This window comes from Cellulomonas alba (assembly GCF_030362835.1).
Lineage (GTDB): Bacteria > Actinomycetota > Actinomycetes > Actinomycetales > Cellulomonadaceae > Cellulomonas > Cellulomonas alba.
In genome coordinates this window covers 2,351,497-2,377,968 of record NZ_JAUCGQ010000001.1, presented here as the reverse complement: position 1 = coordinate 2,377,968, position 26,472 = coordinate 2,351,497, and the positions used below count along the sequence as shown (strand labels likewise).

Here is a 26,472-nt window from a genome sequence, read left to right as displayed (position 1 = left end):
TCCACGTCGGCCCCGCGTGGGGGCCCGGACGGACGGAGACGACGTGACCCGGTACGAGGTCGACAGCGCCCAGGTGGCCCAGGCAGCGGCGAGCGTGCAGACGCGCGCCGCGACGATCCGGTCGGAGGTCGCGGCGATGCACCGGCAGCTCGCGGCACTGCGCGACACGTGGCGCGGGGCGGCGGCCACCGCGTTCGGCGGCGTGCTGGCCGACTGGTCGGCGACCGAGGCCCGGCTCGAGAGCTCCCTCGAGCAGATCAGCACCGCGATGCACGCCGCCGCGCAGGCGTACGCGGACGCGGAGACGCAGGCGTCGCGCCTGTTCGCCGTCTGACACCGCGCAGGTCGCGCGGCGCGTGTCGGCGTACCCTCGCCCGGTGACCGTGCTCGTCGACCCGCCGATGTGGCCGCAGCACGGCCGGCTGTGGGGACACCTCGTCAGCGACGCGTCGCTCGACGAGCTGCACGAGTTCGCGGCTCGCGCGGGCATCCCGGAACGCGGCTTCGACCTCGACCACTACGACGTCCCGGACGTCCGCTACGACGAGATCGTGGCGCTCGGCGCGACGCCGGTGAGCGCGCACGAGCTGATCCGGCGGCTGCGCGCGTCCGGCCTGCGCGTCCCCGGCCGGGACCGGGCCGGGCACCGCACGCCGCTGTCCTGAGGCGCCGCGCCCGCCGGTTACCCTCGGCTTCGTGCCCTCGATGCGACCGCTCGACCAGTCGACCAAGCTCCGCGACGTCCTGTACGAGATCCGCGGGAGCGCACTGACCGAGGCTGCGCGCCTCGAGGCCGAGGGTCACACGGTCTACAAGCTCAACACCGGCAACCCCGCCACGTTCGGCTTCGACGCCCCGCCGCAGATCGTCCAGGACGTCATCGCCGCGATCCCGCACGCGCACGGCTACACCGACAGCCGCGGCATCCTGCCGGCGCGGCGCGCGATCGTCACGCGCTACGAGACCGTCCCTGGCTTCCCGGAGTTCGACGTCGACGACGTCTACCTCGGCAACGGCGTCTCCGAGCTGATCACCATGGTGATGCAGGCGCTGCTCGACGAGGGCGACGAAGTGCTCGTCCCCGCGCCGGACTACCCGCTGTGGACGGCGATGACGAGCCTCTCCGGCGGCAAGCCCGTCCACTACCGGTGCGACGAGGAGCACGGCTGGCAGCCCGACCTCGAGCACATCGCGGCGCAGATCACGCCGCGCACCAAGGCGATCGTCGTCATCAACCCCAACAACCCCACCGGCGCGGTCTACTCGCGCGAGATCCTCGAGGGCATCGCGAACCTCGCGCGGGAGCACAGCCTGCTGCTGCTCGCCGACGAGATCTACGACCGCATCCTGTTCGACGGCGCGCAGCACATCCCGCTCGCGTCGGTCGCGCCCGACCTGCTGTGCCTCACGTTCAACGGGCTCTCGAAGACCTATCGCGTCGCCGGCTACCGCTCCGGCTGGCTCGTCGTCACCGGGCCGCGCGACCACGCGACGGGCTTCCTCGAGGGCATCACCCTGCTCGCGTCCACGCGCCTGTGCCCGAACGTGCCCGCCCAGCACGCGGTCCAGGCGGCGTTGGGCGGCGTGCAGAGCATCGAGCCGCTGATCGCACCCGGCGGCCGCCTCCACGAGCAGCGCGAGGTCGCGCACAGCGGGCTCGTCTCGATCCCGGGCGTCAGCTGTTACAAGGCGCAGGGCGCGCTCTACCTGTTCCCGCGCCTCGACCCCGAGGTCCACCAGATCCACGACGACGCACGCCTCGTGTACGACCTGCTCGTCCAGGAGAAGGTGCTGCTCGTGCAGGGCACCGGCTTCAACTGGCCGGACCCCGACCACCTGCGGCTCGTCACCTTGCCGGAGGCCCGCATCATGGCGGAGGTCGTCGAGCGCCTCGGCAACTTCCTGGCGAGCTACCGCCAGCGCTGACCTGCCCCGGCCGCCACCGGTACGCCCGCGGCAGCCCTGCGGCGCGCCGCCCAGGCGAGGACCGAACGCGCGAGCACCACGACCGTCGCCCCGATCGCGACGCCGACGGCGCCGACGATCACGTCGTCCGTCGTCACGGACCGCCCCGTTCCGAGCAACCACTGCAGGCCCTCGTCGACGACCGCGATCAGCGCCCCGACGGCGACGGTGCGCGGCACGCCCCAGCGCCAACGCGCCGCGAGCAGCACGCCGAGCGCGCCGTAGAGCACGAGGTTGCCGCCGACCTGCGCGACCGGCACCTGCCACGACACAGCGTGCGCGTAGTCGTCGAGGTCGCGCAGTGGCACGAGCTGGACGGTCGAGTCCTCGGCGCCCGCCGCGGGCGCGAGCGTCACCGCCAGGTAGCAGAGCCCCCAGATCGCCAGAAGCGCGTCGACGACGGCGGTCCCGACCGCAGCGCGGCTCCGCTCGAGCCCACGATGCGCCCACGACCCGAGGAACACGCCCACGCCGACGACCCCGCCCACGACCAGTGCGATCGGGACGAGGTCGCCGAAGGCGCGCCAGAGCTGCGTCACGGGTAGGTCGTCGTTCCGCTGCCGGTGAGCGTCACGCCGTCGTGCTGCGTCGCGAGCACGAACCGGTACGTGAGTGCAGACATGGCTGTCCCCCTGCCCTGGACGGGTCCCGCACGACCGTGCGGCTCATGGACGCTAGCGGGGCCGACATGTCCGATGTGGGCGATTCGGCGAGCGAGCTCCGACCGCCGCACGACGCGCCGGGCGGCGCCCCGGCGTCCAGACCTGTGCTTCGCGTCGAGACCTGTGCCTGCAACCACAGGTCCGGAACGCGACCACAGGTCTCGGCGGACGACCCCCCGCGGAGACGGCCGACGGGCCGGCCACCCGAAGGTGACCGGCCCGTCGTGGGTCGTGCCCGGCGGCGCGAGGGCCGCCGGTGAGCCGGGGCGAGGCCCCAGCCCGAGGCGCGGCCTCGGTCAGCGGATCAGAAGCCGCCGCCGAAGTCGTCGCCACCGCCCGGAGCGGCCGGGGCGGCCTTCTCCGGCTTGTCGGCGACGACGGCCTCCGTGGTGAGGAACAGCGCGGCGATCGACGCGGCGTTCTGCAGCGCCGAACGCGTCACCTTGACCGGGTCGTTGACGCCCGCGGCCAGCAGGTCCTCGTACGTGTTGGTCGCGGCGTTGAGGCCGTGACCCGTCGGGAGGTTGCGCACCTTCTCGGCGACGACGCCGCCCTCGAGGCCCGCGTTGACGGCGATCTGCTTGAGCGGGGCCTCGATCGCGAGCTTCACGATCTGCGCACCGGTCGCCTCGTCACCCTCGAGCTTGAGGTCCTCGAACGCCGTCTTGCCGGCCTGGATGAGCGCGACGCCACCACCGGCGACGATGCCCTCCTCGACGGCGGCCTTCGCGTTGCGGACGGCGTCCTCGATGCGGTGCTTGCGCTCCTTGAGCTCGACCTCGGTGGCCGCGCCCGCCTTGATGACGGCGACGCCGCCGGCGAGCTTGGCGAGGCGCTCCTGCAGCTTCTCGCGGTCGTAGTCCGAGTCCGAGTTCTCGATCTCGGCGCGGATCTGGTTGACGCGACCGGCGATCTGCGCGGCCTCGCCGGCACCCTCGACGATCGTCGTCTCGTCCTTGGTGATGACGACCTTGCGCGCCTGGCCGAGGACCTCGAGGCCCACGGTGTCGAGCTTGAGGCCGACGGTCTCCGACACGACCTGGCCACCGGTGAGGATCGCCATGTCCTGCAGCATCGCCTTGCGGCGGTCGCCGAAGCCGGGGGCCTTGACGGCGACCGACTTGAACGTGCCGCGGATCTTGTTGACGACGAGCGTGGCCAGGGCCTCGCCCTCGACGTCCTCGGCGACGATGAACAGCGGCTTGCCCGCCTGGATGACCTTCTCGAGCAGCGGGAGCAGGTCCTTGACGTTCGAGATCTTCGACTCGACGAGCAGGACGAACGCGTCCTCGAGGACGGCCTCCTGGCGCTCCGGGTCGGTCACGAAGTACGCCGACAGGAAGCCCTTGTCGAAGCGCATGCCCTCGGTGAGCTCGAGCTCGAGGCCGAGCGCGTTGCTCTCCTCGACGGTGATGACGCCCTCCTTGCCCACCTTGTCGAGGGCCTCGGCGATGAGCTCGCCGATCGAGGTGTCGCCGGCCGAGATCGCGGCCGTGGCGGCGATCTCCTCCTTGGACTCGACCTCCTTGGCCTGCGTCAGGAGCGCGTTCGTGACGGCCTCGACGGCCTTCTCGATGCCACGCTTGAGGGCGATCGGGTTCGCGCCCGCGGCGACGTTGCGCAGACCCTCGCGCACCAGCGCCTGGGCGAGGACGGTCGCCGTCGTCGTGCCGTCACCGGCGACGTCGTCGGTCTTCTTGGCGACCTCCTTGACGAGCTCCGCACCGATCTTCTCGTACGGGTCCTCGAGGTCGATCTCCTTGGCGATGGAGACGCCGTCGTTGGTGATCGTCGGCGCGCCCCACTTCTTGTCGAGCACGACGTTGCGGCCCTTGGGGCCCAGGGTGACCTTGACGGTGTCGGCGAGGACGTTGAGACCTCGCTCGATGCCGCGCCGGGCCTCCTCGTTGAAGGCGATGATCTTGGCCATGGGGCTGTGATCCTTCGTTCGGTATGTGGGTGGCCGCGCTGGTGCCCGCGACGGACGACGCCCCGCGACGCGGTCACTTCCCGCGTGCGGCACGCCTCACCGGGCGGCCGGGTGGTTCTGTCACTCTCCACCGGAGAGTGCTAAGACCAATGGTTAGCACTCGACCCCCCCGAGTGCAAGACAGCCCACCCCTCGGGCGCCCGTGCTCGCACAGGGCGAACACGGCCGCGGGGACCCCGTGCGACGAGACACGGAGCGCGGTCGCGGCTCCCGCGGGAGCGAGCGCGCAGGGCGCGACCCCGTCAGGGCACCGGGCATGACGAAGGGCCGCGCACCACGGTGGGTGCGCGGCCCTTCAGCGAGCCGTGTGCGGCGAGCGTCAGAGGCCGCGGACCTGCTCTGCCTGCGGCCCCTTGGTGCCCTGGCCGACCTCGAACTCGACCTGCTGGCCCTCCTCGAGGGACCGGTAGCCGTCGGCCTGGATGGCCGAGAAATGCACGAAGAGGTCCTGGCCGCCGCCAGCGGGGGTGATGAAGCCGTACCCCTTCTCCGCGTTGAACCACTTCACAGTGCCCTGCGCCATGCTGCTTCCTCGCCGTCGGTGGGTGCCCTGACGCACCCTGGTGCGGCGAGCGTAGCGACGCGAAGGGCCCCGCGACCAGGCCTTCTTGCCGGTGGTGCCGCCCACGGGTGACGCGCGCGGGCACCCGTCCGGCGTCGCGGAGGCGTCCGTCAGGCTCCGGGGTCGCTCGTCAGGACCACGGTGATCGACGAGCCGGCCTTGCCGGCGTCCTGCTCGACCGCGTCGATCCCGAGGGTGTCGGCGACCTTCTGGGCGGTCGGCTGCAGGTCCTCGGTCGCGTAGTAGACGGTCGACGACGCGGGCAGCGTGCCGGTCGAGTTGCCGGTCGTCACCTTGGTGAAGCCCGCGTCCTTGAGCTTGGTGGCCTGCCGGCCGGCGAGGCCCTGGATCTTCGCGCCGTTGAGGATCGACACGGGTGCGTCGAGGTTGACGGTCGCGGCCGGCGTCGTGGTCTGCGGCGGCGCGGACTGGGTCTTGGTGCCGGCGGGCTCGGACGCCTTCGCCGTCGACGTGGCCGTGCCGGTCGGCGTGTCCTCGACGCCCTGGCCGCCGTCGTCAGAGGTGTCGCCGCCGCCCTGGTGCGTGTAGAGCGTCACGAGGGCGAACGCCAGCAAGGGCGCGAGCACGATGACGAGCACGAACGGCCACCAGCGGCTCCAGCCCGTGCGGGGCTCGCGGTGGACCCCGCGCGGCACGTCGCCGCCTGCTGCGGCGTCGAACTCGTCGTCGGGATACGGGTAGTCGGCCCTGCTCACGGCGGCAAGGCTAACGGGTCAGACTGGCGACGCCGCGCAGGTCAGGCGTCGGCGCCGAGCCGGCGGGCCGTGCGCGCACGCTGACGCGACGATCGCATGCGGCGCAGGCGCTTGACGAGCATCGGGTCGTGGGCCAGCGCGGCCGGGTCGTCGATGAGCGCGTTGAGCACCTGGTAGTACCGCGTGGCCGACATGTCGAACAGCTCGCGGATCGCCTGCTCCTTGGCGCCGGCGTACTTCCACCACTGGCGCTCGAACGCGAGGATCTGCTCGTCGCGCTCGGTGAGCGTGCCCGACGGGTTCGGCAGGAGGTCGACGACGAGCGCCGAGCTGTCCATGGCGGTGTCCATTGCCGGGTCCTCCCTCGCACCGTGCGGTGTTCGGCGCCATCCTAGGCGCGGAATGACACGTGTGTCATTCGTGCTCGCGGCGGACGTCCGACCTCGCGGAGGGGGCCCTGCGGGACGCCGCGCGCCTCCGGTAGCGTGCCGGACCGTGACGCCGACGCCGCTCGCCGACCTGGTCGCACCCGACTGGGCGGACGCACTCGCGCCCGTCGAGCCGCACGTGCACGCGGCGGGCGACTTCCTGCGGTCGGAGCTCGCCGGCGGGCGGGAGTACCTGCCCGCGCCCGACGCGATCCTGCGGGCGTTCGCCCGGCCGATGGCGCAGGTCAAGGTGCTGATCGTCGGGCAGGACCCGTACCCCACGCCCGGCCATCCGATGGGCCTGTCGTTCTCGGTGCAGCCCGACGTGCGCCCCGTGCCGCGCTCGCTCGACAACATCTTCCGCGAGCTCGTCGCCGACCTCGGCGTGGCCGCACCGACGTGCGGCGACCTCACGCCGTGGGCCGACCAGGGCGTCATGCTGCTGAACAGGGTGCTGACCGTGCGGCCCGGCGCGCCGGCCTCGCACCGAGGGCGGGGCTGGGAGGCCGTGACGCAGCGCGCGATCGAGGCGCTCGTCACGCGCGGCGGACCGCTCGTCGCGATCCTCTGGGGCCGCGACGCGCGGTCCCTCGCGCCGATGCTCGGCGACGTGCCGCGCATCGAGTCCGTGCACCCGTCGCCGCTGTCGGCGTCCCGGGGGTTCTTCGGGTCACGGCCGTTCTCGCGGGCCAACGCGCTGCTCGAGGCGCAGGGTGGGCGGCCCGTGGACTGGCGGCTGCCCTAGGTCGCGCGGCTCAGGGGACGCAGACGCGGGGCGCGCCCGGGTTGGCCGCGAAGTAGGCGCCGGCGTTCTCCGCGATCTTCATCTCCCACGTGCCTCGGTACGGGTTGACGTCGGTGATCGAGACCCATGGCAGCGAGCCGCACGTGCTCGTGACCTTCACGTCGGGCGCGTTCTGCACCGAGATGATCTCGGCGTCGGCCCAGCTCCAGGCCTGGCCGCTCACGGTGCGCGACTGCAGCCGGTAGGTGAAGTGGATCCGCCAGCTCGAGCTCGACGGCGTCCCCGAGGTGCGGATTCCGACGTCGAGGACGCGCACGCCGCTCGCAGGGTCGACGCCCACGCCGTAGACGTCCTGGCCCGTGACCGAGCAGCTCCCGACCCTGTTGCCGGCGGCGTCGGTGAAGTAGCAGCCCGCGACGGGGACCTCCGGGACGCTCCACGTCGTCGGCACCGCGAACCCCGCGACGTCGACGAGCGCGGCGGCGACGTCCGCCGTCGTCAGCGCCAGGCCGGACGCGACGATCGAGCCCGACACGGTCAGGCCCGGCACGACCGCGAGCTCCTGGCCCGCGGCGCCGACCAGCCGGACCGTCGCCGTCCGGCCCTGGCAGCGCGTCACGTCCGCGGCGACCAGGCCGGTGACGGTGACGCCGGTGGTCTGGGTGCCGGACGTCGTCGGCGTCACGGTGACGGCGGTCGACGTGCAGCGGCTGGAGGTGTCGAGGACGCCCTTGCGGGCGGTGACCGTCAGCGTCGACGCGCTCGCCTCGGTCAGGGACAGCACCGCGAGCACCGCGACGAGGGCGGCGGCCAGGGTCGCGAGCCAGCGGGAGGCGCGACGACGCGTCGCGTGGGCCCGGGTCACGAGATCACCACGTGGATGTCGGCCGCGGCGGTCGGGTTCGTCAGCGTGGTGATCGTCACCGGCGTCTGCGTGCCGCTCACGGTCGCGTCACCGACCCCGATGACCGTCCCGCTCGCGGACACCACCGCGACCGCGACCGCCCGGCCGGTGCAGGCGCTCGCGACGTCGGAGACCACCACGCGGTTCGCCGTGAACCGGCCGTTCGCCGCGTCCCAGGCGTAGCCGCCCAGGGTCGCCGTCACGGACGCGTCGCACGACACGAGGTCCGCGGAACCGGCGGCGACGGAGTCGCGTCCCGAGGCGTCGACGGAGAGCGTCGCCGCCGACGCGGCCGCGAGGCCGCCGATGCCGACGAGGAGCACGGCGAGCGACGCGGCGTGGGCCTTCGGCAGACGGCGGAGCCGAGCGGTGCGGTGCGGCGTCATCGCGGCCTCCCTGCCAGGTCTGCGCGCGGTCGGTCGGCCGCGGGCTCGTACGTCGCCGCGTGGTCGGTAGCCGGATCGTCGATGGCCGGGTCGTCGGTGCCCGGGTCGTCGGCATCCGGCCCGGTGTCCGGCTCGGCGGTCACGCTCCGCGGGGGCCACAGGAAGATCCCGACAACCACCAGCGCGTACGCGACGATCGCGAGCGGTGACGTCGCGAGCCGGACGACGGCCCACGCGTGCGGCACGTGCCACCGCGCGACGCCCACGACGTCGTCGGACGTCGGGCGCCACGGGTCGTCCCAGGTGTTGTCGTCACCGCGGGTCACCCAGCCCGACTCGGCGTCGCCGCCCACGATGCGGTGGACGACGTAGCCGTCGAGTCCCGGCGGACGGAAGACGACGACGTCGCCCACCTCGGCGGTCCCGACCCGACCGACGACGAGGTCACCGGTCGAGTACGTCCCGTCCATCGAGTGGCCCGAGACGATCGTCAGGCTCGTGCGGCCGCCCCACTGGTGCGGCCAGAGGAGCACCGCGAGCACGACGACCAGGCCGAAGACGATCCACGAGCCGACGCCACGCAGCCGACCCGCACGGCCGCGGAGGGCCGTGCGGGTGGGTGCTGCGTGGCTGGTGAGCATCAGGGGCTCACTCGGCCTCGAAGACGACCGTGACGCTCTTGCTGTTCGTCAGCAGGTCGCCCCACGTGCCGCTCGCGAGCGTCAGCGGGACCGTGAGCGCGTCCTCGCCGCCCGCCGCGTCGACCGTGCCGGACGCGAGCTTGGTGCCGGCCGCGCCGCTCGTCAGGGTGTCGTACACCGCGACGTCGTACGTGCCGGCGACGGCGTCGCCGTCCGTCCCGTTGAAGTCGGAGAGCGTGAGCGCCGGCGCCGAGCCCGCGGGCCAGTTCTCGTTGATGTTCCAGACGGGAGCCGGGGCCTGGGTGCTGCCGAGGTCGACGTGGAGCGCCGAGAGCCCGGCGCCCTCGATCGTCACGTTCGCGCTTCCGCCCGCGACCTTGTCCGTGCCGCCCGCGGTCACGGCCAGCGTCGCCGCCGACGCTGCGGCCAGGCCTGCGATCCCGAGGCCGACGAGCCCGATCGCGACGGCGCGCTTGCGGTTGTCCCGCTGGTGGTGCGACTGCTGTGTCGTCATCTGCCCACTCCTTCAGGTGGTGAGTGCCCCACGTCCTTGCGTGGTGGTTCAACCGTGAACGGCCGCACTGCCGCGTCTGGGGGACGATCGACCCAAGGGCAGTTCATATGAAGGTCAAGTCGACGTGTCGTGGATCACCGCCCGGGCCGTCGGTCCCAGGCGACGCGCGCCGGCGTGCAGAATTGACCGGGTGAACTCACCTGTGCCGTGGTCCCGCTACGTCGCCGTCGGCGACTCGTTCACCGAAGGCCTCTGGGACTCCCCCGCCGGCGAGGACGCGCCGCAGCGTGGCTGGGCCGACGTGCTCGCCGGGATCCTGTCGCAGCGCCGTGTCGAGGCCGGTGAGACGCCGCTCGAGTACGCGAACCTCGCGATCCGCGGACGGCTGCTGAAGCCGATCCTGCTCGAGCAGGTCCCGGCGGCGCTCGAGCTCAAGCCCGACCTCGTCAGCCTCGTCGGCGGCGGGAACGACATCCTGCGGCCGACGGCCGACATCGACCGGCTCGCGCGCAACCTCGAGGCCGCCGTGGTGCGGCTGCGGGCCGCGGGCGTCGACGTGCTGCTGGCGACCGGCTACGACACGGCCGGCTCGCCGCTCGTGAGCACCACGCGGTCGCGCATCGGGATCTACAACACGCTGATCTGGTCGATGGCCCGCCGGCACGGCGCGCACGTGCTCGACGTGTGGGGCATCCGCTCGCTCGCCGACTGGCGCATGTGGTCGGAGGACCGGATCCACCTGACGACCGACGGGCACGCACGCGTCGCGCAGGCCGCGCTCGTGGGGCTCGGCCTCGAGCCGGACCGCCCGGACTGGGACGACCCGCTCGCGCCGCAGCCGCCGATGGGCTTCGCGGACACGGCCCGGTGGAACGCGCACTGGCTGCGCCACCACGTGTACCCGTGGGCGACGCGACGGCTGCACAAGCGGTCGTCGGGCGACCTGCGCCTGGCGAAGCGGCCGGAGCTCGAGCCCGTCGAGTGAGGGCGCGCCCGGGTCAGGGCGTGACGCAGAGCGGGGTCGCCGAGCGGTTGTCCGCGAACGCGATGTAGACGTTGACGGTGGCACCGCGGTTCGGCGGGAACGTGCCGGAGAACTGCGGGAGCACCGCGCAGCGCGAGCCGAACGTGATGCCGTTGTTGGTGCCCGTGATCGAGGCGTTCGCCCAGCTCCACCACGCCGGGGCGGTCGCGGTCGGGATCGTCAGCGTGAACGTGAAGTACTGCGTGTTGCTGATTCCCGGGGCGTTCAGGCTCACGGAGAAGTTGCCCTGGCCGGAGCCAGCGTTCCCCCAGTAGTTGACGGTCGCGCCGGTCTGCACCGTGCACGGCACGGACGTCGCGACCGTGCCGTCGCCGTTCCGCACCTGGCACGAGTTCACCGTCCAGCCCGCGGTCGACACCGTGGCTCGCGCGTAGGCGGGGTCCTGCCACGCCGCGGCCGTCGGGCGCACGGCGTGCGCCGCGGCTCCCGCGACGACGAACGACGCCACCGCCAGCAGCGCCACGAGGAGCCGTCCCCGCCTCCTCGTCACGGCCACGTCGCCACCACCCACGTCTGCTGGTAGCCGGACGCGCCGCACGTCCAGAGGACGACGTTCGTCGGGCTCGTGACGGTCCCCCCGCCGTTGAGCGCGGCCGACACGCACCGGTCGTTGCCGGCCGGGGTGCCCGCCTGGCCGGTCTCCCACGCCTGGCCCGCGGCGCTCGCCGACCAGACCGTCCAGTGCTGGTTGGTCAGGTTGCCGGTCGTCTTGCACGTGTAGACGATCGCGGCCGTGCCGTTCGCGGTGCCCTCGCTGTCGACGTCCAGGCAGTACGTCGTCGTGAAGCCCGCGGTCCGGATCGTGCTGTCCCAGTTGACGGTCCACTTCTGGGAGTTCACGTTGGCGCACGTCCGGGCGGTGACCTGCTGCGTCGAGGCCGTCGCGGTCCCGCCGCCGTTGGAGCGGTTGTCGAGGCACACCGAGCCGTCGGTGGACTTGATGCGCACCGTGGTGCCGCTCGCGAGCGTCGCCACGGTGGCACGCGCGAAGGCCGGGTCGTTCCAGGCCGCCGAGGTCGTCGCGGTGGACGCCACGAGCGCGCCGACGAGCGCGAGCGCGCCGACGCCGAGCCACGGCGTGACCCGTCTGCGCGCTCCCGAGCGCCGTCCCGTCATGGTGCCGCGGCCGATCAGGGCGTGGTGGTGCCGACGACGCTGACCGAGAGCGACGCGCTCTTGTTGGCGCACGTCGTCTGGTCCGCGGTCGAGAGGATCGTGTAGGTCACCGTCACCGTCGTCTTGCTCGCGGCCCCGCCGGCCGAGTCGCCCGGCAGCGCGCTCGTCGTCAGCGTCCCGTACGTGACGCTGTCGCACGTCGCACCGATGACCGACGTCGGCTTGGCGCCCCAGGCGAGCGTGAGCTTCGAGGAGCCCGCGTTCCAGAGGTAGAGAGTCTTCGTCACCGTGGAGCCGGGCACGAGGTTCGTCAGGCCGGCGGACAGGTCGACCGCCACGGTGGTCGTGTCGGCGGCGCTGTAGGTGGTGCCGTCGGCGCTGCCCCGCAGGTCCACCGTGGCGGTCGACGTGGTCGCCTTGAAGAACGCCGAGTCGTTCCATGCGGCGGACGTCGCGGCCGCACCGATGCCGGCGAGCGCCACGCCGGCGAGCGCGAAGCGCACGACCTTGCTGACGCGTCGGGAGCGGGGGGTGCCGGTGGCGCCGCGGCGAAGGATCCGGATCATCGGGGTGCTCCAGGGGTGACCTGCTCGTCGCTGTGACGGCGACGCGCGATGACGAAGAGAAGGAGACCGACCAGGACGGCCGCGAGCGCTGCGGAGAGCAGCGGGACGACCGAGCCGGCGCCGGTCATGGCGAGCGAGCCGGGATCGCGCTGGACGAACGTCAGCCGACCGTCCATCTGCTGCGCGTCACCCGGGGCGAACGACGTCACGGTGACGCCGACCGCCAGCACGTAGGAGCCCGCGGCGACCGGCTTGCCGTCGACGGCACCGAGCAGGTCCAGGCACGCACCGCCGCGCGACGGGCAGAGCGTGGCGGTCCAGTCGGCGACGCCGGGGCCCTGTCGGTGGACGGCGGCCTTCTGCAACCGCGCGTCGTACGGGATGTCGACCTGCCAGCTGTGCGACGCCGAGCCGCCGGGCAGGAGGTTGGCGAACTCGACGCTGAGCGGGACCGACCGCGGCAGCGCGTCCGCGCCGCTCGCACCCGCCAGCAGGCACGCCGCGACCAGCGCTGCCACGAGGGCGGCGCTGGAGAAGCGGCGTGCGCGGCTCATCGGCGGCTGAGTCCCGTCAGGTCGGCGATGCGGTCGGGGAACTGGTAGGGCACGGCCTCGTCCGCCGGGGCGGGGTCGACGGGCGCGCCGTCCACGGCGTCCTTGGTGTCGGGCGCGTTGACGTTCGGGCAGGGCTCGGTCTCGTCGCCGGAACGGCGGCGCGGCGCGGGTTCGGCCGTCATCGACAGACCGATCAGCGCGAGGAGCGTGACGCCTAGCGGGATCGCGACCGAGCGCTTGGTCAGCGTCGTGACGACGTACCCGCCGTGCGGCACCTGGAGCACGGGCCGCCACACCGTGTCGCCCACGACGTACGTCTCGCCGTCCTGCGCCTTGTTCGCGTCGCCCTTGAGGTTCACCTCGTAGTGGCCGTCCTTGGGGGCGACCTTCACCACGCGGTGGCTGATGAGCTTGCCCGTCACCTCGCTGCGGATCGCGACGACGTCGCCGACCCGGAGCTCGCTGGTCGGGTGCGGCGTGTCGAGCAGCAGGTCACCCGTCATGATCTTCGGCTCCATCGAGCCGGAGATGACGACGAGGGGCTTCACGTAGCCGAGGGACGTCGCGCCCCAGAGCAGGGCCGAGAGCACGCCGACGAGGGCGACGAGCCACAGCAGCGCGTTGCCGGCCGCTCGGAAGATTCTCACGTGCAGGTCCCCAGGTCGTCGGGTGTCAGGCGAGGCGCGCGGCCGGGAGGCGGTGACGCCCCCCGGCCGCGCGTGCGGCTCAGGAGCCGAGCGTGGTCGAGAAGGTGACCCAGCCGGCGCCGGTCGCGCCCTGGTACGACGTGGTGTCGGCGTTCGTCCAGTTGCCGGCCTTGACCGTGACGATGACGTCCTTGGTGGCGTTCTTCGCGAGCGTGAACGACGTGGCCTGGTCGAACGACACCGTGGCGGGCTTCGAGCCGCTGAACACGGCGTTGTTCGTCGAGTCGGCCGACCACACCGGCGCGGTCACCGTGATCGACGTGCTGCCCGCGTTCTTGACGTGCACCGTGTAGGTGCGCGACTCGTTCGGCGCGAGGTCGGAGAAGGTCGCGGCCGGGATCGCGAGGGCGGCGGACTTCGTGTCGGCCGGGTCCCAGCTCAGCGGGGTCGAGTCGAGGCTGCCCTGCAGCTGCAGCGTCGCGGCGGACGCACTGGCCGAGAACCAGGCGTCGTCCGACCACTGCGCCGACGTGGCGGCGGCACCGACACCCAGCAGGGCCACGCCCGCGAGCGTGAACTTGACGACGGCGCCGCGCTTCTTGCGCTTGCGCTCCTGCTCCTGGGCGCCGAGGTCCCCGGGGACGGTGGGCTTCGTGGAAGTCATGGTGTCTCCAAAAGTGCTGGGCGGAGGGTCTCGACACCGCGCCGACACCCGCTCACAAAGACGTCCCAACTGGACGGCTGTTCATGAACGTAGGTGTCATCGGCAAGGCGCCCGCCTGCCTCGTGGGTGGCAGCACCCGCGGCGTCCGAAGTGCCGATTTCTTTCACCCGGGACAGGTCGCGACGTACCCGCCGGGACGCACCGAAACCGGACTCCGCCGAACGGGTGTGACCGGAGCGACACGCTTGACACCCCCGCGTGACGGCCTCGCGGCGGAGGGGTGACGGCCCCTCAGGCGGTCACTCGATGCCGAGCGGCAGCCGGGCCTCGAGCCGCGCACCGCGCGACGCCCCCGGGCTGAGCGTGAGCGTCCCGCCGATCAGCGACACGCGCTGCGCCAGGCGCGCGGTGCCGGACGCCGCGCCGGCGAGCGCGGCGTCGTACAGGGCCCCGTCGTTCTCGACGGTCACGACCAGCACGCCGTCGACGGCGTCGAGCGAGACCTCGATCGAGGCGGCCGGCCCGTGCTTGAGCGAGTTGGTGACGCCCTCCTCGACGATGCGCGCCGCGAGGAGGCGCTCGGACGTCGTCAGGCTGCCCGCGGCGGGGTCGTCGAGCTCGCGCACGCGGGGTGCGACCGACAGCCGGGTCGCGATGCTCGCGGGGATCCGGCCGAGCAGCGCACGCACCGCGGGCACCAGGCCGAGCTCCAGCCGGTCGGGGTACAGCAGGCGGCTCATCTCGCGGACGTCGATCACGCGGGCCTCGTCGAGCTCGGCGCGCACCCAGCGCAGGTCATCGACGTCCTCCGCGTCCACGTCACCCGCCTCGACGTGCTGCTGCAGCGCCGCGAGGCGCGCCTCGACGAGCACGAGCTTCTGCTGCAACGTGCCGTGCAGCCCCTCGGCGACGGCGCGGCGCACGCGGACCTCCTCCTGCTCGAGGGCGCGCACCGCGACCTCGATGTGCACGGCCTCGCGCTCGGCGGCCCGGATGCGGGACCGAGCGGCCCGCCGGGAGTGGACCGACCAGATCCCGATGCCGGTCGAGATCAGCACGATGACGAACCCGCCCGCGACCTCGCCCCACGTCTCGTCGGGCGTGGGGTCGTCATAGACCCCGATGAGGAGCTGCGCTCCGTACCGGGCGGCGGCGGCGATGGCCGCCGCGACGACGGCCCCGCCGGCCAGGACGACCGCGCGCGTCTCGCGGTGGAGCCGCATCAGGTAGAGCGTCACGACCAGCGCGAGGACCCCGATCAGGTTCGCGCCGAGCCGCTGGGCGAGCGACGCGCTCGACCATCCCGTGACGAACTGCGAGTAGATGTACGCGCCCTGCAGGGCCGCGCCGAGGGCGTACCCGGAGGCAACGATCAGCGTCGACCGGAGCAGGATCACCTGGTCCTCACGGTCGTCGCCGCGGCTCGTGGCGGCGGACGGATCGTTCACCGCCCGACCCGTCGACCGCCGCGCGCGCGGCTCGCTCTGGCTGCTCGTCATCCGTCCTGTCCGTCCGTGCGCGGCGGGCGACGCTGCCCGCCTCGGCGCGTTCTGCTCGCCACGCGCCCGCCGGTGACGATACTGACACCGATGAGCTCGACGACTCCCCCGCCGGTCCGCGTCGCCGTGGTCGAGGACCAGCCGCTGTTCCGATCGATGCTGCAGCGGACCCTGGGCGAGACACCCGGCATCGACGTCGTGGCCGCGGTCGCCACGGCGGGCGAGGCGGCGCGCGTCCTGCGGCCCGGGTTCGCGGACGTCGCGGTGCTCGACATCGACCTGCCGGACGGCAACGGCATCGCGCTCGGCGTCACGCTCCGGCGCAGCCAGCCCCGTCTCGGCGTGCTGCTGCTGTCGGCGCACGACGCGATGGACCTGCTGCTCGACCTGCCGCGGGACGTCGCCGCCGGGTGGGGGTACCTGTCGAAGACGTCGTCGACGAGCGAGGAGGTGCTCGTCGCGGCCGTGCGGGCGGCCGCCGTCGGCGAGACCGTGCTCGACCCGGAGCTCCTGGCCCGCGTGACGCCGCGCGCCGGCTCGGCGGTCTCGCGACTGACCGACCGGCAGTACGAGGTGCTGCGCCTGCTCGCGTCGGGCCTGTCCAACGCGGGCATCGGCCACAAGCTCGGCATCACCGAGAAGTCGGTGCAGAACCACGTCAACGCGTTGTACGCGACCCTCGGCATCGACGCCGACCCGTCGCGCAACCCGCGGGTCTCCGCGGCGCTCAGGCTCCTCGAGGAGACCGGGCCGGCGGTCTGACGCGGCGTTACTTGAGCGACGCCTGGTAGTGCGCCTGCAGCTCGGCCGGCGTGAGCGCCCGCGTGTAGAGCGCGATCTCGTCCATCGCGCCCTTGAAGTTCTCGGTCCCGAGCGCGTGCGTGTTCGAGTACGGCGGGCTGTGCGTTCCGATCACGAACCGGCCGATCGAGTCCGCGGCGCGGCTCACAGAGTCGCTGTGCCACGTGAAGCCGTCGACGCGAATGTCGACAGTGCTGCCGGACATCGACACGGCCATGTAGTGCCACTGGCTGTCGCCGTGGACGTTGCCCTGCAGGTAGTTCGTGCCCGTCGAGGCGCTGGCCTGGTACACGACGCTGCTGTACGAGATGTACAGGCGGTCACGCCAGCCCGACGGCGACACGAACTCTGCGACGGTGCTGTTCCCGCTCTCCTGCGCACTGTCCGTGAAGCGCACGAACGCCTCGAACGTCATGGCGTTCAGCGACGGGTACGTGCGGTCCGACGCAAGGGCCGAGGTACCGAGGAACGCGGTACCCAGGTCGTTCTGCACCTGGGTGGGGAGCGCGCCCCCCACGGTGCAGTCTGCAGTGCCCACGAGGAAGTCGTTGTTGCCGTTGCCAGACGAGTCGACGAACGTGCACGCCGGCTCGTTCATCCGGAACCACAGATACGGCTTCGACGCCATGACGGCACTGCCGTACGGGCCCAGCGACGGCGCGGTCGCCGCCGACCACGTGCTGGTGGCCGTCCGGCTCTGCGACGTGAACGCCGCGGCGCTGGACCCGTTGACCTGGAGCGCCACGAGCGTGACCAGCACGCCGCCGGCGACCGCGGCCACCGCGACTTGCTGACGGCGCCGCGGTTTCGACCGCCGCGCGGACCCGTCCCCGTCGTCGGCGTCGCCGAACGAGCGGAGGATCGGGGTCGCGATGCTGCCGCGGACGACGAGCGCCAGCCCTACCGTGGCCAGGCTCAGCGCGACCCAGTCGTGGTGCCGCGCCCAGACCACGGGGTAGCCCACCCAGGGGACGCGCAGCCGACCGAGCCATACGTCGCCCGCGGGCACGTGCGTCGAGTCGGTGGAGGCGTTCGCGTCGCCCTTCGTCACGAGCCGACCCTCGGGGTCGACCGCGTTCACGCGGTGCGTGAGGTAGCCGCCCGCGTCGACGGGGTTGTGCACCGTCACGACCTGACCGGGCTCGACGTCCGCGAAGTCGAGGTGCGACGCGGCCACGACGTCGCCCGTCATGATCGACGGCTCCATCGATCCCGAGCGGATCGTCGTGACCTTCATGCCCACGAGCGCGCAGGCGACGGCCCAGAACAGCAGGCCGACGACGGCCGCGAGGACCATGCGCGAGGCGGCCGCACGGAGGTCGGTGAGCACGCCGACGGGCGGCTCGGCCGCTGCGGCGGTCGGCGTGTGCTCGTGGTGCGTGACGTCGTCCATGGGTCACCTCCTCGCGGTGCGCGGTGAGCCACGCCGCGACCGGTCGGTGCCGGCCGCGGCGTCGCAGGGTCAGCTGATCGCCATGGATCAGGAGGCCTGGCTGGTCGCCTCCCAGGCGAAGGTGACGCCGGCCGTCTGGCCCTGGATCGTCGAGGACGACACCGTGCCCGGCAGCGTCCAGCTGATGGTGTAGGTCTGGCTGCCGCTGGCGGTCGGGGTCCACGTGCCGACGCCCGACGCCGAGTCGTTCTTCGCCGAGAAGCTGGCGAGCGAGCCCGAGAAGACCTGGGTCGCGCCCTCGTTGATCGTCAGCTGGAGCGCGGTGGCGAGCTCGTTGCTCACGGGCGCGGTGGCGTACATCTTGACGGCCGCCTTGGCGCCGCTCGTGTAGTCGACCTTGATGGTGTTGGTGCCGGACTGGCCGGGCACGATGTTCGTCGCGGCGAACGCGGCGGTGCTGACCTTGTCGTTCGTCAGCGTGAGCTGGCCGGCGGCCCACGAGTTCGCGGCGGTCTGCGTCTGCGCCGTGAAGGCGGCCGACGACGTCTGCGCGACGATCAGACCGGACACGAGCAGGCCGACCGGGACGGCGGCGATCTTGGCGTACTTGCGGAGCTTCATGACCCTCTCCCAGGGCTCGGTGGAACGAGCGGCGCACAGCGCGCGGAGGTAGGGCATCGGCATCGCAGGGATCGCGCGGCCCGGGCGACCTCACCCGCTCGTCTATCAGCGCGGTATATGCAAATGCATGGACCACGGCTCGGCTCGGGACCTTCGTCCCGGGCGGCCGGCGGTCCTGGTCGGGACCGACGTCCGGGGTCCGCGAGCGCGCACGGTCGTGGCGGAGATCACCGCCACGCCGCGGGCCGCGGCTCGGGTGGCCGCCGCGCGGCGTGGTGCCACGATGGCCACGTGCACACGGAGGCAGCCCCGTACGCCCGTTCTTCGACGCTCGTCCTCGCCGACCTGGACTCCGGGCCGGCGGGCCTGACGGGTCCCGAGGCCGCCGAGCGGCTCGCCCGCACCGGGCCGAACCGCCTGCCCGACCCGCCGCGGACCCCGACATGGCTGCGGTTCGTGCACCACTTCGACGACGTGCTGATCTACATCCTGCTGGCCGCCGCGGTGCTCAAGGCGATCATGGGCGACTGGGTCGACTTCAGCGTGATCCTCGCGGTCGCCGTGATCAACGCGCTCGTCGGCTTCATCCAGGAGGGCCAGGCGGAGCGCGCGCTCGACGGCCTGCGGACGATGCTCTCGCTCGACGCCCAGGTGCGGCGCGACGGCGAGTGGACGGTCGTGCCGGCCGAGGACCTCGTGCCGGGCGACCGCGTGCGGGTGCGCTCGGGCGACCGGGTCGCGGCCGACGTGCGGCTCGTCGAGGCGACGAACCTCGAGGTCGAGGAGTCGGCGCTCACCGGCGAGTCCGTGGCGGCCACGAAGCAGACCGAGCCGGTCGCGGCCGACGCCGGGCTCGGCGACCGCACGTCGATGCTCTACTCGGGCACTCTCGTCGCGGCGGGGCGCGGCGAGGGCGTCGTCGTGGCGACCGGCGCGGCGACCGAGATCGGGCGCATCCAGGCCCTCATCGCCGAGGTCAGCCCGCTCGACACCCCGCTGACGCGCCAGCTCGCCCAGCTCGGGAAGCGGCTGTCGGTGCTGATCCTCGGCATGGCCGCCGTGATGCTCGTCATCGGCCGGCTGGTCCACTCGTTCCCGCTCGACGAGCTCGTCTCGGCCGCGATCGGGTTCGCCGTCGCGGGCGTGCCCGAGGGGTTGCCGGCGCTCGTGACGATCACGCTCGCGCTCGGCGTGCAGCAGATGGCACGGCGCAACGCCATCACGCGCAAGCTCACGGCCGTGGAGGCGCTCGGGTCGGTGACGACCATCTGCTCGGACAAGACCGGCACGTTGACGCGCAACGAGATGACGGCCCGCTCGGTCGTGACGACCGACGGCCGGTACGCGGTCGAGGGCCTCGGGTACGACCCCGCCGGCACCGTGACGACCGCCGACGGCGTGGCCGTCGACCTCGACGCGCACCCCGCGCTGCGTGAGCTGGTCGAGACCGTCGGCGCCTGCAACGACGCCCGCGTCGCCCCCGACGCCGCGGGCGAATGGCACGTGGTCGGCCAGCCGACGGAGGGCGCGCTGCGGGTGCTCGCGATCAAGGCCGGGTTCGCCGACGACGACCGCGACGCGGCGCGCGTCGCACAGGTGCCGTTCGAGTCGTCGAACAAGTTCTCGGCGTCGCTCGACCGCGGTCCCGAGGGCCTCGTCACGCACCTCGTCGGGGCGCCCGACCGGTTGCTCGACCGCTGCACGCAGGAGCGCGACGGCGCGCCACTGGACCGCGACCGGTGGGAGGCCGTCATCGACGAGCTCGGCGGCCAGGGCCTGCGCGTCCTCGCGGCGGCGGCGGGTCCCGGGCCGGCGCGCGGCGACGGCACCCTCGAGCTCGACGACCTCGAGGGGCTCGCGTTCCTCGGCGTCGTGGGCATCGTCGACCCGCCGCGGCCCGAGGCGACGGCGGCCATCGCCGACTGCCACCGCGCGGGCATCGCGGTCACGATGATCACGGGCGACCACGCCGGCACCGCCGTCGCGATCGCGCGCGAGCTCGGCATCGTGCCCGATGGGGAGGCCGCCGTGCTCACCGGCGCCGAGCTCGAGGCGATGACGAACGAGCAGCTCAAGGCGCGCGTGCAGGACGTGCACGTCTACGCCCGGACGAGCCCGGAGCACAAGCTCCGGATCGTGCGCGCCCTGCAGGCGCACGGCCAGGTCGTCGCGATGACGGGCGACGGCGTGAACGACGCGCCCGCGCTGACCCGCGCGGACGTCGGCGTCGCGATGGGCATCAAGGGCACGGAGGCGACCAAGGAGGCCGCCGAGATCGTCCTCGCGGACGACAACTTCGCCACCATCGAGCGCGCGGTCGAGGAGGGGCGGCGGATCTACGACAACATCCGCAAGTCCGTCGTCTTCCTGCTGCCGACCAACGGTGCCCAGTCGCTCGTCATCCTCGTGGCGGTGCTCGCCGGGCTGACGCTGCCGCTCGCGCCGGTGCAGATCCTCTGGGTCAACCTCGTCACCGCCGTCACGCTCTCGCTCGCTCTCGCCTACGAGCCGGCCGAGCACGGGCTCATGACGCGAGCGCCACGCCCCGCGACCGAGCCCGTGCTGTCGCGCAGCGCGCTCGCGCAGGTGCTGTGGGCGTCGCTGCTCATCGGCGGCGCGACCCTCGCCGTCTTCGAGATCGAGCGCGGGTACGGGGTCTCGGCCGGCATCGCGCAGACCTCCGCCGTGACGATGCTCGCGCTCGGGCAGATGGCGTTCCTGTTCTCCTGCCGCTTCCTGCACGCGTCGAGCCTGACCGTGCGGGTGCTGCGGGGGAACCGCGTCATCTGGCTCGCGTGCGGCGCGCTGCTCGTGCTCCAGCTCGTCTTCGCGTACGCGCCGTTCATGCACACGTGGTTCCAGTCCGCGCCGATCGGGTGGTCGAGCTGGGGGCTCAGCGCGCTGTTCGCGGTGGGCGTGTTCCTGCTGGCCGAGGCGGGGAAGGCGGTCGGCCGCCGTCGCGCCGCGGGGCGGGCGACGGCGGCTGCCTCGGTGGGGGTCGCTGCGGGCGTGTGAGTCGCCCGGGCCGCCCGACCGTGCCGGCCTCAGAGCCGGTGGGCGAGCGGCGTCGTCGCCACGCCCCTGGTGTCGAGGAACGCCGGCGCCGCCTGCGCGAGGGCGTCGACGTCGTACGCGTCGTGGTCCTGCACGAGCACCACGACGTCGGCCGTGGCGACCGCGACCGCCTGCTCGTCGTCGCTCACGCGCAGCGCACCGTCGACGTCCCAGCCGGCGACCAGCGGGTCGTGCCAGGTCACGTGCGCCCCGGCGTCGAGCAGGAGCCGGGCCAGCGGCGCGGCGGGGGTCTCGCGGTCGTCGGCGATGTTCGGCTTGTAGGCGACGCCGAGCAGGTGGACGTGCGCCCCGGCCAGGTCGCGCCGCTGGGCGGCGAGCAGCTCGCTCACGCGGGCGACGACGTACGCGGGCTGGGAGTTGTTGATCTCCTGGGCGAGCTCGACGATGCGCAGCGGGCGCCCGAGCTGCTCGCGCACGTGGTGCGCCAGGTACATCGGGTCGATCGGGATGCAGTGCCCGCCGACGCCGACGCCGGGGCGGAAGGCCTGGAAGCCGAACGGCTTCGTCGCGGCGGCGTCGATGACGTCCCAGACGTCGATACCGAGGTCGTGGAACGCGCGCCCGAGCTCGTTGACGAGGGCGATGTTGACCTGCCGATAGGTGTTCTCGAGCAGCTTCGCGGTCTCCGCCTCGCGGGTGGAGCGCACCGGCACGACCCGCTCGACGAACCGGGAGTAGAACGCGACGGCGCGCTCGGTGCTCGTCTGGTCGAGGCCACCGACGACCTTGGGCGTGTTGCGGATGCCGAAGCGGCCGTTGCCGGGGTCGACGCGCTCGGGTGAGAACGCCAGCGCGAAGTCGCGGCCGGCGCGGAGCCCCGAGAACTCCTCGAGCATCGGCGCCACGATCTCCTCGGTGGTGCCCGGGTGCGTGGTGGACTCGAGGATCACGAGCGTCCCGGGGCGCAGATTCTCCGCGACCGTCCGCACGGCCGCGCGCACGGGGCCGAGGTCGGGCAGCCCCGTCGTCGCCAGCGGCGTGGGGACGGCGATCACGATCGTCGCAGCGTCCGCCAGCAGGGTGACGTCCGTCGCGGGCGTGAAGCCCGCGTCTGCCATCGCGCGGACGTCCGCGTCGGACAGGTCGTCGACGTGCGACCGGCCGGCGAGCAGGCCGTCGACCACGCGGTCGCTGACGTCGAACCCGCCGACGCGCATGCCGGCTCGGCACGCCTCCTGCGCGAGGGGCAGGCCCACGTAACCGAGACCGACGATCACCGCGTCGAAGGTGGCCGTGCGGGAGGCGGCGGCGGGAGCGGTGGGGGCGAACGTTGCGGCGGACATCTTGCGGCCTTTCGGTAGGCGGTTCATGACGACAACCACCACGTTATGGGCATACCGATGAGAGCAGATTGAGCCGAAAGTCCTGACTTTCCGGGCGTGTTGTTCGCGATGCTGGGTGGCGTCGGTATACCGAATGACAAGGAGGCACCACCATGAGTGACGGGGAACCCACGGTCTTCTCGGCCGCCCTCGCGAGCGGCCCGACGGTCGCTGTCCTCGCGTCCACCGGAGCCAGCGCCGTCTGGATCCTGGTCGCCGGCGCCGCGTCCATCGGTCTCGGCGCCCTCGCGCTGAGGCTCGCCCACCGCCGCCGCGCGACCCGCTGAGAACAGCACCCCGCCCGCACCCGTCGATCCCCGCCCCAGGAGGCCGTCATGTCCCGTCCAGTCCCTGAGCCACTGAGCGCTCGTCGTCGGCCAGGCAGCACGGGATGGGTGCTGATGGCCGGGGCGGGGATCGCGGTCGCGTGGGCGACGTTCCGGCTCGTGGCTGCGGTCGCCGGTGGTCACCCGGTCCTCTGGGCGTATCTCGGTGGCATCGGCCTGCTGGTCTGGCAGCTCGTCTCCGCGGCCGTCGATCGCCCGTACCGCGCGACGCCGGCGGCCGCCGCCGAGCTCGCCCGAGCGAAGGTCGTCGTGCTCGTGCCGGCGTACAACGAGGACGACGCCATCCTCGAGGCCAGCCTGCGGTCGCTGCTGCGCCAGACGCACCTGCCGGCGGCGGTCTCGGTCGTCGACGACGGGTCGACGACCGGTGAGTACGCGGGCGTGCGTGACCGGTTCCTCGCCCACGCGCGCGCGGCCGGCGTCCAGGTGTCGTGGCAGCGCACCGCCAACGGCGGCAAGCGCCACGCCCAGGTCAGCGCTGCCCGCGCCTTCCCGGACGCCGAGCTCTACCTGACCATCGACTCCGACACCCAGCTCGACGCCCGCGCGATCGAGGAGGTGCTCCAGCCTCTGGCGGACCCGCAGGTGCAGTCGGTGGCCGGCACCATCCTCGTCACCAACTACCGCACGAACCTGCTCACTCGGATGCAGGAGGTCTGGTTCGTGTCGATGCAGTTCGTCGACCGCGCGGCGCTGTCGCGGATGGGCTCCGTCCTGGTGAACTCCGGGCCGCTCGCCGTCTACCGCGCTGCGGTCCTGTGGGACAACGTCGAGGACTACCTCGGAGAGACGCTCTTCGGGCGCCCCGTGCACACCTCCGACGACAGCCTGCTCACCCTGTACGCCCAGCAGCGGGGTCGCACGGTGCACCAGACCAGCGCGTTCGCGTTCTCGCACATGCCCACGACGTTCGACGGCCACCGGCGCCAGCAGCTGCGGTGGATGCGCGGCTCCTTCATGCGATCGCGGACCCGCTTCGCCCGCCTGCCGCTGAGCCGGTTCTCGTTCTGGATCCACCTCGTGCGCTGGATGCAGTACGCCGCCGTCACCGCGGCGCTCGCCGTCGTGATCGCGTCCGGTGCGCTGCTGCGGCCGTCCGCGATCGTGACGTGCGTCGTGATCGTCGGGGCTGCCCAGCTACTGGTCGCTGCCCCCTACCTGTCGCTACGGCGCAGCGATCAGACCACCGCGCAGCGGCTCGTCGTGGTCGCCGTGGCCCCGCTCGTCGGCCTGTGGTCCCTGACCGTCCTCCGGGTGCTGCGCTGGTACGCCATGGCCACCGTCGGCAACGTGTCGTGGGGGACCCGGAAGACCATCGAGGTCACGGCCTGACGGGTCGGCGAGGGACCTGCCCCTAGGCTCGGACCAGTCCCGACCAGCGGAGGCGACCATGCTGACGCCCGACGCCGAACCCGAGCGAGGCGCCGCACACACCGTCCGCGCCGAGCGGGTGTACCAGCAGCTCGAGCGCGAGATCGTGGACGGCGTCATCAGCCCCGGCGTCCAGCTCCAGGAGGCCGCGCTCGCCGATCGCCTGCACGTCTCCCGCACCCCGGTTCGCGAGGCGCTGCGCCGGCTGACCGAGACCGGCCTCGTGCGCTTCGAGGCCAACCGCTCCTACCGGGTCGCCCCGTTCGACCCCGCCGAGCTGACCGAGATCGCCGTGCCGTACGCAGCCCTGCTCGGCATCGCCGCCGGCCTCGCGTGCCCTCACCTGACCGTCGACGACCTCGCGTGGCTCTCGGACATCGACGAGCAGATCTACCGCGAGTTCGCGTCGCCCGACCCCGTGCCCCACCCGATCCTCGCAGTCGGCGTCCCCGAGCTCCTGATGGAACGGTGCGGCAACCGCGTCCTGCGGGACACGGCTCGCGGGCTGCAGCTGCACACCCAGCGCGCGTACAAGGCGTTCGGGCTCCAGATCCCGCGCCTGACGATGGCCGAACGCGCGGGCGGTGTCGCGGCCGCCGCCCGCTCGCGCCAGCCCGAGCTCCTGCAGGTCACCGTGCGCGTCCACTTCGAGCACACGATCCTGGACGTCGCGGAGCTGGCGCGCATGCAGACCGAGCTGGACGACCGCCGGCCGTAGAGCGCCGGCACGCTCGCAGAACCGCCGTGCGGACGGGCGCCCGACGACGCACGAACTCCTGGAGCCCCCTGTCGGATTCGAACCGACGACCTGCTGTTTACAAGACAGCTGCTCTGGCCAGCTGAGCTAAGGAGGCGGTGCCGGTCAGCCTACCGGCGGCCGACCCGCCGATCTGACGGCGCCGGGAGGGGCCGACGGGCGGACGAACGACGGCCGGAGCGCCCGGTCTCCCGGGGCGCCCCGGCCGTCGTCGCGTTCGGCGAGATCAGCCCTTCTTGGCGGCGACCGCCTGGTTGACGGCGTCGGTGAGCGGGCCGGCCGTGTACAGGTCGCCCTCCCACTTCTTGCCGTCGATCAGGATGGTCGGCGTGCCGAGCTTGCCGCCCATGTCGGTGTTCGCCTGCACGGTGGCCGCCGAGATCCACGGCGCGAACGTGCGCCACTCGCCGTCGTGCTTGGTCGTCGAGCCCGACGAGCCGGTCTCGTACGTGCCCTTGACGGTGTGCGTGAACGTGTCCGTCACGGACGACGGGACGCCGACGCCCTGGGCGATCTCGGCGATCTTGTCGTCGGTCAGGCCCTTGGTGCCCTCGGCCGGCTGGTTGTCGTACAGCGCGGTGATGAACTTCGTGAAGTTCTCCGGGTTCTTGTCGGCGACGATCGCGACGGCGTTCGCGGCGCGCGTCGAGTAGTTCGTGCCGAGCGAGTTGCCGTCGAGGAACGAGATCGGGCGGTACTCGATCGTCACGCCGTCCTCGGCCGCGAGCTTGTCGAGCTCCGCGGAGTTCGCGGCGTCGAAGTGCTGGCAGTACGGGCACTGCAGGTCGAAGTAGATGCGCACGACCACGTCGCCGTCGGTCGTGTGGCCGACGCCGGCCTTGCTGACGTAGACGCCGCCCTGGTCGTTCGCCGTCGACGGCACGGTGACGTCGGCGAGCTTCGGCGCGACGACGTCGCTGCTGTCGCCGCCGTAGACGACGTTGCTGCCGGACGCCGTGTTCTGCTGGTTCTGCTGCGAGATCCAGTAGCCGGTGAAGCCGAGCGCGACGACAGCGACGACGAGCACGGTGATCGCGATGATGCGGTTGCGCTTCGCCTTGCGCTCCTGCTCCTTGCGCATGGCGACGGCCTTGGCACGTGCGTCGTCGCGACGCTGCGCCTTGGTGGGCTTGGGCTCGTTGGTGGGCACAGGTCTCTCCTGGTCTGCGGGGTCGGGGGGC

30 protein-coding genes and 1 tRNA gene are annotated in these 26,472 nt (G+C 72.7%); 10 read left to right on the top strand and 21 right to left on the bottom strand.

Features of this window, described 5'->3' with window-relative positions; all coding sequences use genetic code 11:
* Positions 1-43: 43 nt before the first annotated feature.
* Genes QRT04_RS10900 through QRT04_RS10890 form a run of 3 tightly spaced genes read left to right on the top strand, consistent with a single transcriptional unit; the run spans position 44 to position 1,926 of the window.
* On the top strand, positions 44-334 hold the full coding sequence (locus QRT04_RS10900; protein ID WP_289455257.1) for a WXG100 family type VII secretion target: 291 nt from the start codon (positions 44-46) through the stop codon (positions 332-334).
* A gap of 43 nt (positions 335-377) precedes the next feature.
* Positions 378-665, top strand: a complete 288-nt coding sequence (locus tag QRT04_RS10895) for a DUF4031 domain-containing protein (RefSeq protein WP_289455256.1) — start codon at positions 378-380, stop codon at positions 663-665.
* Positions 666-705: 40 nt separating this feature from the next.
* Positions 706-1,926, top strand: a complete 1,221-nt coding sequence (locus QRT04_RS10890; protein WP_289455771.1) for a pyridoxal phosphate-dependent aminotransferase — start codon at positions 706-708, stop codon at positions 1,924-1,926.
* On the opposite strand, the gene QRT04_RS10885 is transcribed toward QRT04_RS10890, so the two are convergent.
* From QRT04_RS10885 to QRT04_RS10865, 5 genes are all read right to left on the bottom strand, one after another.
* Positions 1,911-2,504 (bottom strand): VanZ family protein, encoded by a 594-nt coding sequence (locus QRT04_RS10885; protein ID WP_289455255.1) that lies wholly within the window; start codon positions 2,502-2,504, stop codon positions 1,911-1,913. The two genes, QRT04_RS10890 and QRT04_RS10885, sit on opposite strands and share 16 nt — an antisense overlap.
* Before the next feature lie 427 nt (positions 2,505-2,931).
* Positions 2,932-4,557: a chaperonin GroEL gene (groL, locus tag QRT04_RS10880; RefSeq protein WP_289455254.1), complete on the bottom strand. Its 1,626-nt coding sequence runs from the start codon at positions 4,555-4,557 to the stop codon at positions 2,932-2,934.
* A 379-nt stretch (positions 4,558-4,936) separates the two neighbouring features.
* The gene (locus QRT04_RS10875) at positions 4,937-5,140 is read right to left on the bottom strand and encodes a cold-shock protein (RefSeq protein ID WP_289455253.1); all 204 of its coding nucleotides are present in this window, start codon (positions 5,138-5,140) and stop codon (positions 4,937-4,939) included.
* 149 nt (positions 5,141-5,289) lie between these two features.
* A complete protein-coding gene (locus QRT04_RS10870) occupies positions 5,290-5,895 on the bottom strand; it encodes a LytR C-terminal domain-containing protein (protein WP_289455251.1) in 606 nt (201 codons plus the stop codon).
* 41 nt (positions 5,896-5,936) lie between these two features.
* Positions 5,937-6,233 carry a DUF3263 domain-containing protein gene (locus tag QRT04_RS10865; RefSeq protein WP_289455768.1) on the bottom strand — a complete coding sequence of 99 codons (297 nt, stop codon included), beginning with the start codon at positions 6,231-6,233 and terminating at the stop codon, positions 5,937-5,939.
* A gap of 157 nt (positions 6,234-6,390) precedes the next feature.
* Between QRT04_RS10865 and QRT04_RS10860 the strand changes: the two genes are divergently transcribed.
* On the top strand, positions 6,391-7,068 hold the full coding sequence (locus QRT04_RS10860) for a uracil-DNA glycosylase (RefSeq protein WP_289455249.1): 678 nt from the start codon (positions 6,391-6,393) through the stop codon (positions 7,066-7,068).
* Between the two features lie 10 nt (positions 7,069-7,078).
* Here QRT04_RS10860 and QRT04_RS10855 read toward each other — a convergent pair whose 3' ends face one another.
* Genes QRT04_RS10855 through QRT04_RS10840 form a run of 4 tightly spaced genes read right to left on the bottom strand, consistent with a single transcriptional unit; the run spans position 7,079 to position 9,513 of the window.
* On the bottom strand, positions 7,079-7,933 hold the full coding sequence (locus QRT04_RS10855) for a hypothetical protein (RefSeq protein ID WP_289455248.1): 855 nt from the start codon (positions 7,931-7,933) through the stop codon (positions 7,079-7,081).
* Positions 7,930-8,358 (bottom strand): hypothetical protein, encoded by a 429-nt coding sequence (locus tag QRT04_RS10850; RefSeq protein WP_289455247.1) that lies wholly within the window; start codon positions 8,356-8,358, stop codon positions 7,930-7,932. The genes QRT04_RS10855 and QRT04_RS10850 overlap by 4 nt, the downstream gene beginning before the upstream one ends.
* The gene (locus QRT04_RS10845; RefSeq protein ID WP_289455246.1) at positions 8,355-8,999 is read right to left on the bottom strand and encodes a signal peptidase I; all 645 of its coding nucleotides are present in this window, start codon (positions 8,997-8,999) and stop codon (positions 8,355-8,357) included. The genes QRT04_RS10850 and QRT04_RS10845 overlap by 4 nt, the downstream gene beginning before the upstream one ends.
* A gap of 7 nt (positions 9,000-9,006) precedes the next feature.
* A complete protein-coding gene (locus tag QRT04_RS10840; protein WP_289455244.1) occupies positions 9,007-9,513 on the bottom strand; it encodes a hypothetical protein in 507 nt (168 codons plus the stop codon).
* Positions 9,514-9,694: 181 nt separating this feature from the next.
* On the opposite strand from QRT04_RS10840, the gene QRT04_RS10835 reads away from it, so the two are divergent.
* Complete coding sequence (locus tag QRT04_RS10835; RefSeq protein ID WP_289455767.1) at positions 9,695-10,498, top strand: SGNH/GDSL hydrolase family protein; 804 nt, start codon at positions 9,695-9,697, stop codon at positions 10,496-10,498.
* A 13-nt stretch (positions 10,499-10,511) separates the two neighbouring features.
* Here QRT04_RS10835 and QRT04_RS10830 read toward each other — a convergent pair whose 3' ends face one another.
* The 7 genes from QRT04_RS10830 to QRT04_RS10800 form a co-directional block, all read right to left on the bottom strand.
* On the bottom strand, positions 10,512-11,048 hold the full coding sequence (locus tag QRT04_RS10830; protein ID WP_289455243.1) for a hypothetical protein: 537 nt from the start codon (positions 11,046-11,048) through the stop codon (positions 10,512-10,514).
* Positions 11,045-11,674, bottom strand: a complete 630-nt coding sequence (locus QRT04_RS10825) for an RICIN domain-containing protein (RefSeq protein ID WP_289455241.1) — start codon at positions 11,672-11,674, stop codon at positions 11,045-11,047. The genes QRT04_RS10830 and QRT04_RS10825 overlap by 4 nt, the downstream gene beginning before the upstream one ends.
* Positions 11,675-11,688: 14 nt before the next feature.
* A complete protein-coding gene (locus tag QRT04_RS10820; RefSeq protein ID WP_289455240.1) occupies positions 11,689-12,240 on the bottom strand; it encodes a hypothetical protein in 552 nt (183 codons plus the stop codon).
* Positions 12,237-12,794 (bottom strand): hypothetical protein, encoded by a 558-nt coding sequence (locus QRT04_RS10815; protein ID WP_289455239.1) that lies wholly within the window; start codon positions 12,792-12,794, stop codon positions 12,237-12,239. Before QRT04_RS10815 ends, QRT04_RS10820 begins: the two co-directional genes overlap by 4 nt.
* Positions 12,791-13,441 carry a signal peptidase I gene (locus QRT04_RS10810; RefSeq protein WP_289455238.1) on the bottom strand — a complete coding sequence of 217 codons (651 nt, stop codon included), beginning with the start codon at positions 13,439-13,441 and terminating at the stop codon, positions 12,791-12,793. The genes QRT04_RS10815 and QRT04_RS10810 overlap by 4 nt, the downstream gene beginning before the upstream one ends.
* 79 nt (positions 13,442-13,520) lie before the next feature.
* Positions 13,521-14,105 (bottom strand): hypothetical protein, encoded by a 585-nt coding sequence (locus QRT04_RS10805; protein WP_289455237.1) that lies wholly within the window; start codon positions 14,103-14,105, stop codon positions 13,521-13,523.
* A gap of 299 nt (positions 14,106-14,404) precedes the next feature.
* Entirely contained in the window at positions 14,405-15,604 is a 1,200-nt protein-coding gene (locus QRT04_RS10800) for a sensor histidine kinase (RefSeq protein WP_289455236.1), read from the bottom strand.
* Between the two features lie 90 nt (positions 15,605-15,694).
* Between QRT04_RS10800 and QRT04_RS10795 the strand changes: the two genes are divergently transcribed.
* Complete coding sequence (locus QRT04_RS10795; protein ID WP_289455235.1) at positions 15,695-16,366, top strand: response regulator transcription factor; 672 nt, start codon at positions 15,695-15,697, stop codon at positions 16,364-16,366.
* 7 nt (positions 16,367-16,373) lie between these two features.
* On the opposite strand, the gene QRT04_RS10790 is transcribed toward QRT04_RS10795, so the two are convergent.
* Entirely contained in the window at positions 16,374-17,798 is a 1,425-nt protein-coding gene (locus QRT04_RS10790) for a signal peptidase I (protein ID WP_289455234.1), read from the bottom strand.
* Positions 17,799-17,885: 87 nt separating this feature from the next.
* Positions 17,886-18,419 carry a hypothetical protein gene (locus QRT04_RS10785; protein WP_289455233.1) on the bottom strand — a complete coding sequence of 178 codons (534 nt, stop codon included), beginning with the start codon at positions 18,417-18,419 and terminating at the stop codon, positions 17,886-17,888.
* Positions 18,420-18,710: 291 nt separating this feature from the next.
* On the opposite strand from QRT04_RS10785, the gene QRT04_RS10780 reads away from it, so the two are divergent.
* Positions 18,711-21,434 carry a cation-translocating P-type ATPase gene (locus tag QRT04_RS10780; protein WP_289455232.1) on the top strand — a complete coding sequence of 908 codons (2,724 nt, stop codon included), beginning with the start codon at positions 18,711-18,713 and terminating at the stop codon, positions 21,432-21,434.
* A 29-nt stretch (positions 21,435-21,463) separates the two neighbouring features.
* Here QRT04_RS10780 and QRT04_RS10775 read toward each other — a convergent pair whose 3' ends face one another.
* Complete coding sequence (locus QRT04_RS10775) at positions 21,464-22,777, bottom strand: nucleotide sugar dehydrogenase (protein WP_289455231.1); 1,314 nt, start codon at positions 22,775-22,777, stop codon at positions 21,464-21,466.
* Positions 22,778-22,929: 152 nt separating this feature from the next.
* Here QRT04_RS10775 and QRT04_RS10770 point away from each other — a divergent pair, with 152 nt between their 5' ends.
* The 3 genes from QRT04_RS10770 to QRT04_RS10760 are packed head-to-tail and all read left to right on the top strand — an operon-like array spanning position 22,930 to position 25,252.
* A complete protein-coding gene (locus QRT04_RS10770; RefSeq protein ID WP_289455230.1) occupies positions 22,930-23,103 on the top strand; it encodes an LPXTG cell wall anchor domain-containing protein in 174 nt (57 codons plus the stop codon).
* A 48-nt stretch (positions 23,104-23,151) separates the two neighbouring features.
* Positions 23,152-24,495 (top strand): glycosyltransferase, encoded by a 1,344-nt coding sequence (locus QRT04_RS10765; protein ID WP_289455229.1) that lies wholly within the window; start codon positions 23,152-23,154, stop codon positions 24,493-24,495.
* A 58-nt stretch (positions 24,496-24,553) separates the two neighbouring features.
* Positions 24,554-25,252, top strand: a complete 699-nt coding sequence (locus tag QRT04_RS10760; protein ID WP_289455228.1) for a GntR family transcriptional regulator — start codon at positions 24,554-24,556, stop codon at positions 25,250-25,252.
* Between the two features lie 59 nt (positions 25,253-25,311).
* On the opposite strand, the gene QRT04_RS10755 is transcribed toward QRT04_RS10760, so the two are convergent.
* Positions 25,312-25,388 (bottom strand) — tRNA-Thr (locus tag QRT04_RS10755).
* Between the two features lie 129 nt (positions 25,389-25,517).
* The gene (locus QRT04_RS10750) at positions 25,518-26,441 is read right to left on the bottom strand and encodes a DsbA family protein (protein ID WP_289455227.1); all 924 of its coding nucleotides are present in this window, start codon (positions 26,439-26,441) and stop codon (positions 25,518-25,520) included.
* Positions 26,442-26,472: the final 31 nt, after the last annotated feature.

Coding starts and splice junctions, on each gene's coding strand:
- QRT04_RS10890 (WP_289455771.1), top strand. CDS start 706: ATGCGACCGCTCGACCAGTCGACCAAGCTCCGCGACGTCCTGTACGAG.
- groL (WP_289455254.1), bottom strand. CDS start 4,557: ATGGCCAAGATCATCGCCTTCAACGAGGAGGCCCGGCGCGGCATCGAG.
- QRT04_RS10875 (WP_289455253.1), bottom strand. CDS start 5,140: ATGGCGCAGGGCACTGTGAAGTGGTTCAACGCGGAGAAGGGGTACGGC.
- QRT04_RS10865 (WP_289455768.1), bottom strand. CDS start 6,233: ATGGACAGCTCGGCGCTCGTCGTCGACCTCCTGCCGAACCCGTCGGGC.
- QRT04_RS10850 (WP_289455247.1), bottom strand. CDS start 8,358: ATGACGCCGCACCGCACCGCTCGGCTCCGCCGTCTGCCGAAGGCCCAC.
- QRT04_RS10845 (WP_289455246.1), bottom strand. CDS start 8,999: ATGCTCACCAGCCACGCAGCACCCACCCGCACGGCCCTCCGCGGCCGT.
- QRT04_RS10840 (WP_289455244.1), bottom strand. CDS start 9,513: ATGACGACACAGCAGTCGCACCACCAGCGGGACAACCGCAAGCGCGCC.
- QRT04_RS10825 (WP_289455241.1), bottom strand. CDS start 11,674: ATGACGGGACGGCGCTCGGGAGCGCGCAGACGGGTCACGCCGTGGCTC.
- QRT04_RS10820 (WP_289455240.1), bottom strand. CDS start 12,240: ATGATCCGGATCCTTCGCCGCGGCGCCACCGGCACCCCCCGCTCCCGA.
- QRT04_RS10815 (WP_289455239.1), bottom strand. CDS start 12,794: ATGAGCCGCGCACGCCGCTTCTCCAGCGCCGCCCTCGTGGCAGCGCTG.
- QRT04_RS10805 (WP_289455237.1), bottom strand. CDS start 14,105: ATGACTTCCACGAAGCCCACCGTCCCCGGGGACCTCGGCGCCCAGGAG.
- QRT04_RS10800 (WP_289455236.1), bottom strand. CDS start 15,604: ATGACGAGCAGCCAGAGCGAGCCGCGCGCGCGGCGGTCGACGGGTCGG.
- QRT04_RS10795 (WP_289455235.1), top strand. CDS start 15,695: ATGAGCTCGACGACTCCCCCGCCGGTCCGCGTCGCCGTGGTCGAGGAC.
- QRT04_RS10790 (WP_289455234.1), bottom strand. CDS start 17,798: ATGGACGACGTCACGCACCACGAGCACACGCCGACCGCCGCAGCGGCC.
- QRT04_RS10785 (WP_289455233.1), bottom strand. CDS start 18,419: ATGAAGCTCCGCAAGTACGCCAAGATCGCCGCCGTCCCGGTCGGCCTG.
- QRT04_RS10775 (WP_289455231.1), bottom strand. CDS start 22,777: ATGTCCGCCGCAACGTTCGCCCCCACCGCTCCCGCCGCCGCCTCCCGC.
- QRT04_RS10770 (WP_289455230.1), top strand. CDS start 22,930: ATGAGTGACGGGGAACCCACGGTCTTCTCGGCCGCCCTCGCGAGCGGC.
- QRT04_RS10765 (WP_289455229.1), top strand. CDS start 23,152: ATGTCCCGTCCAGTCCCTGAGCCACTGAGCGCTCGTCGTCGGCCAGGC.
- QRT04_RS10760 (WP_289455228.1), top strand. CDS start 24,554: ATGCTGACGCCCGACGCCGAACCCGAGCGAGGCGCCGCACACACCGTC.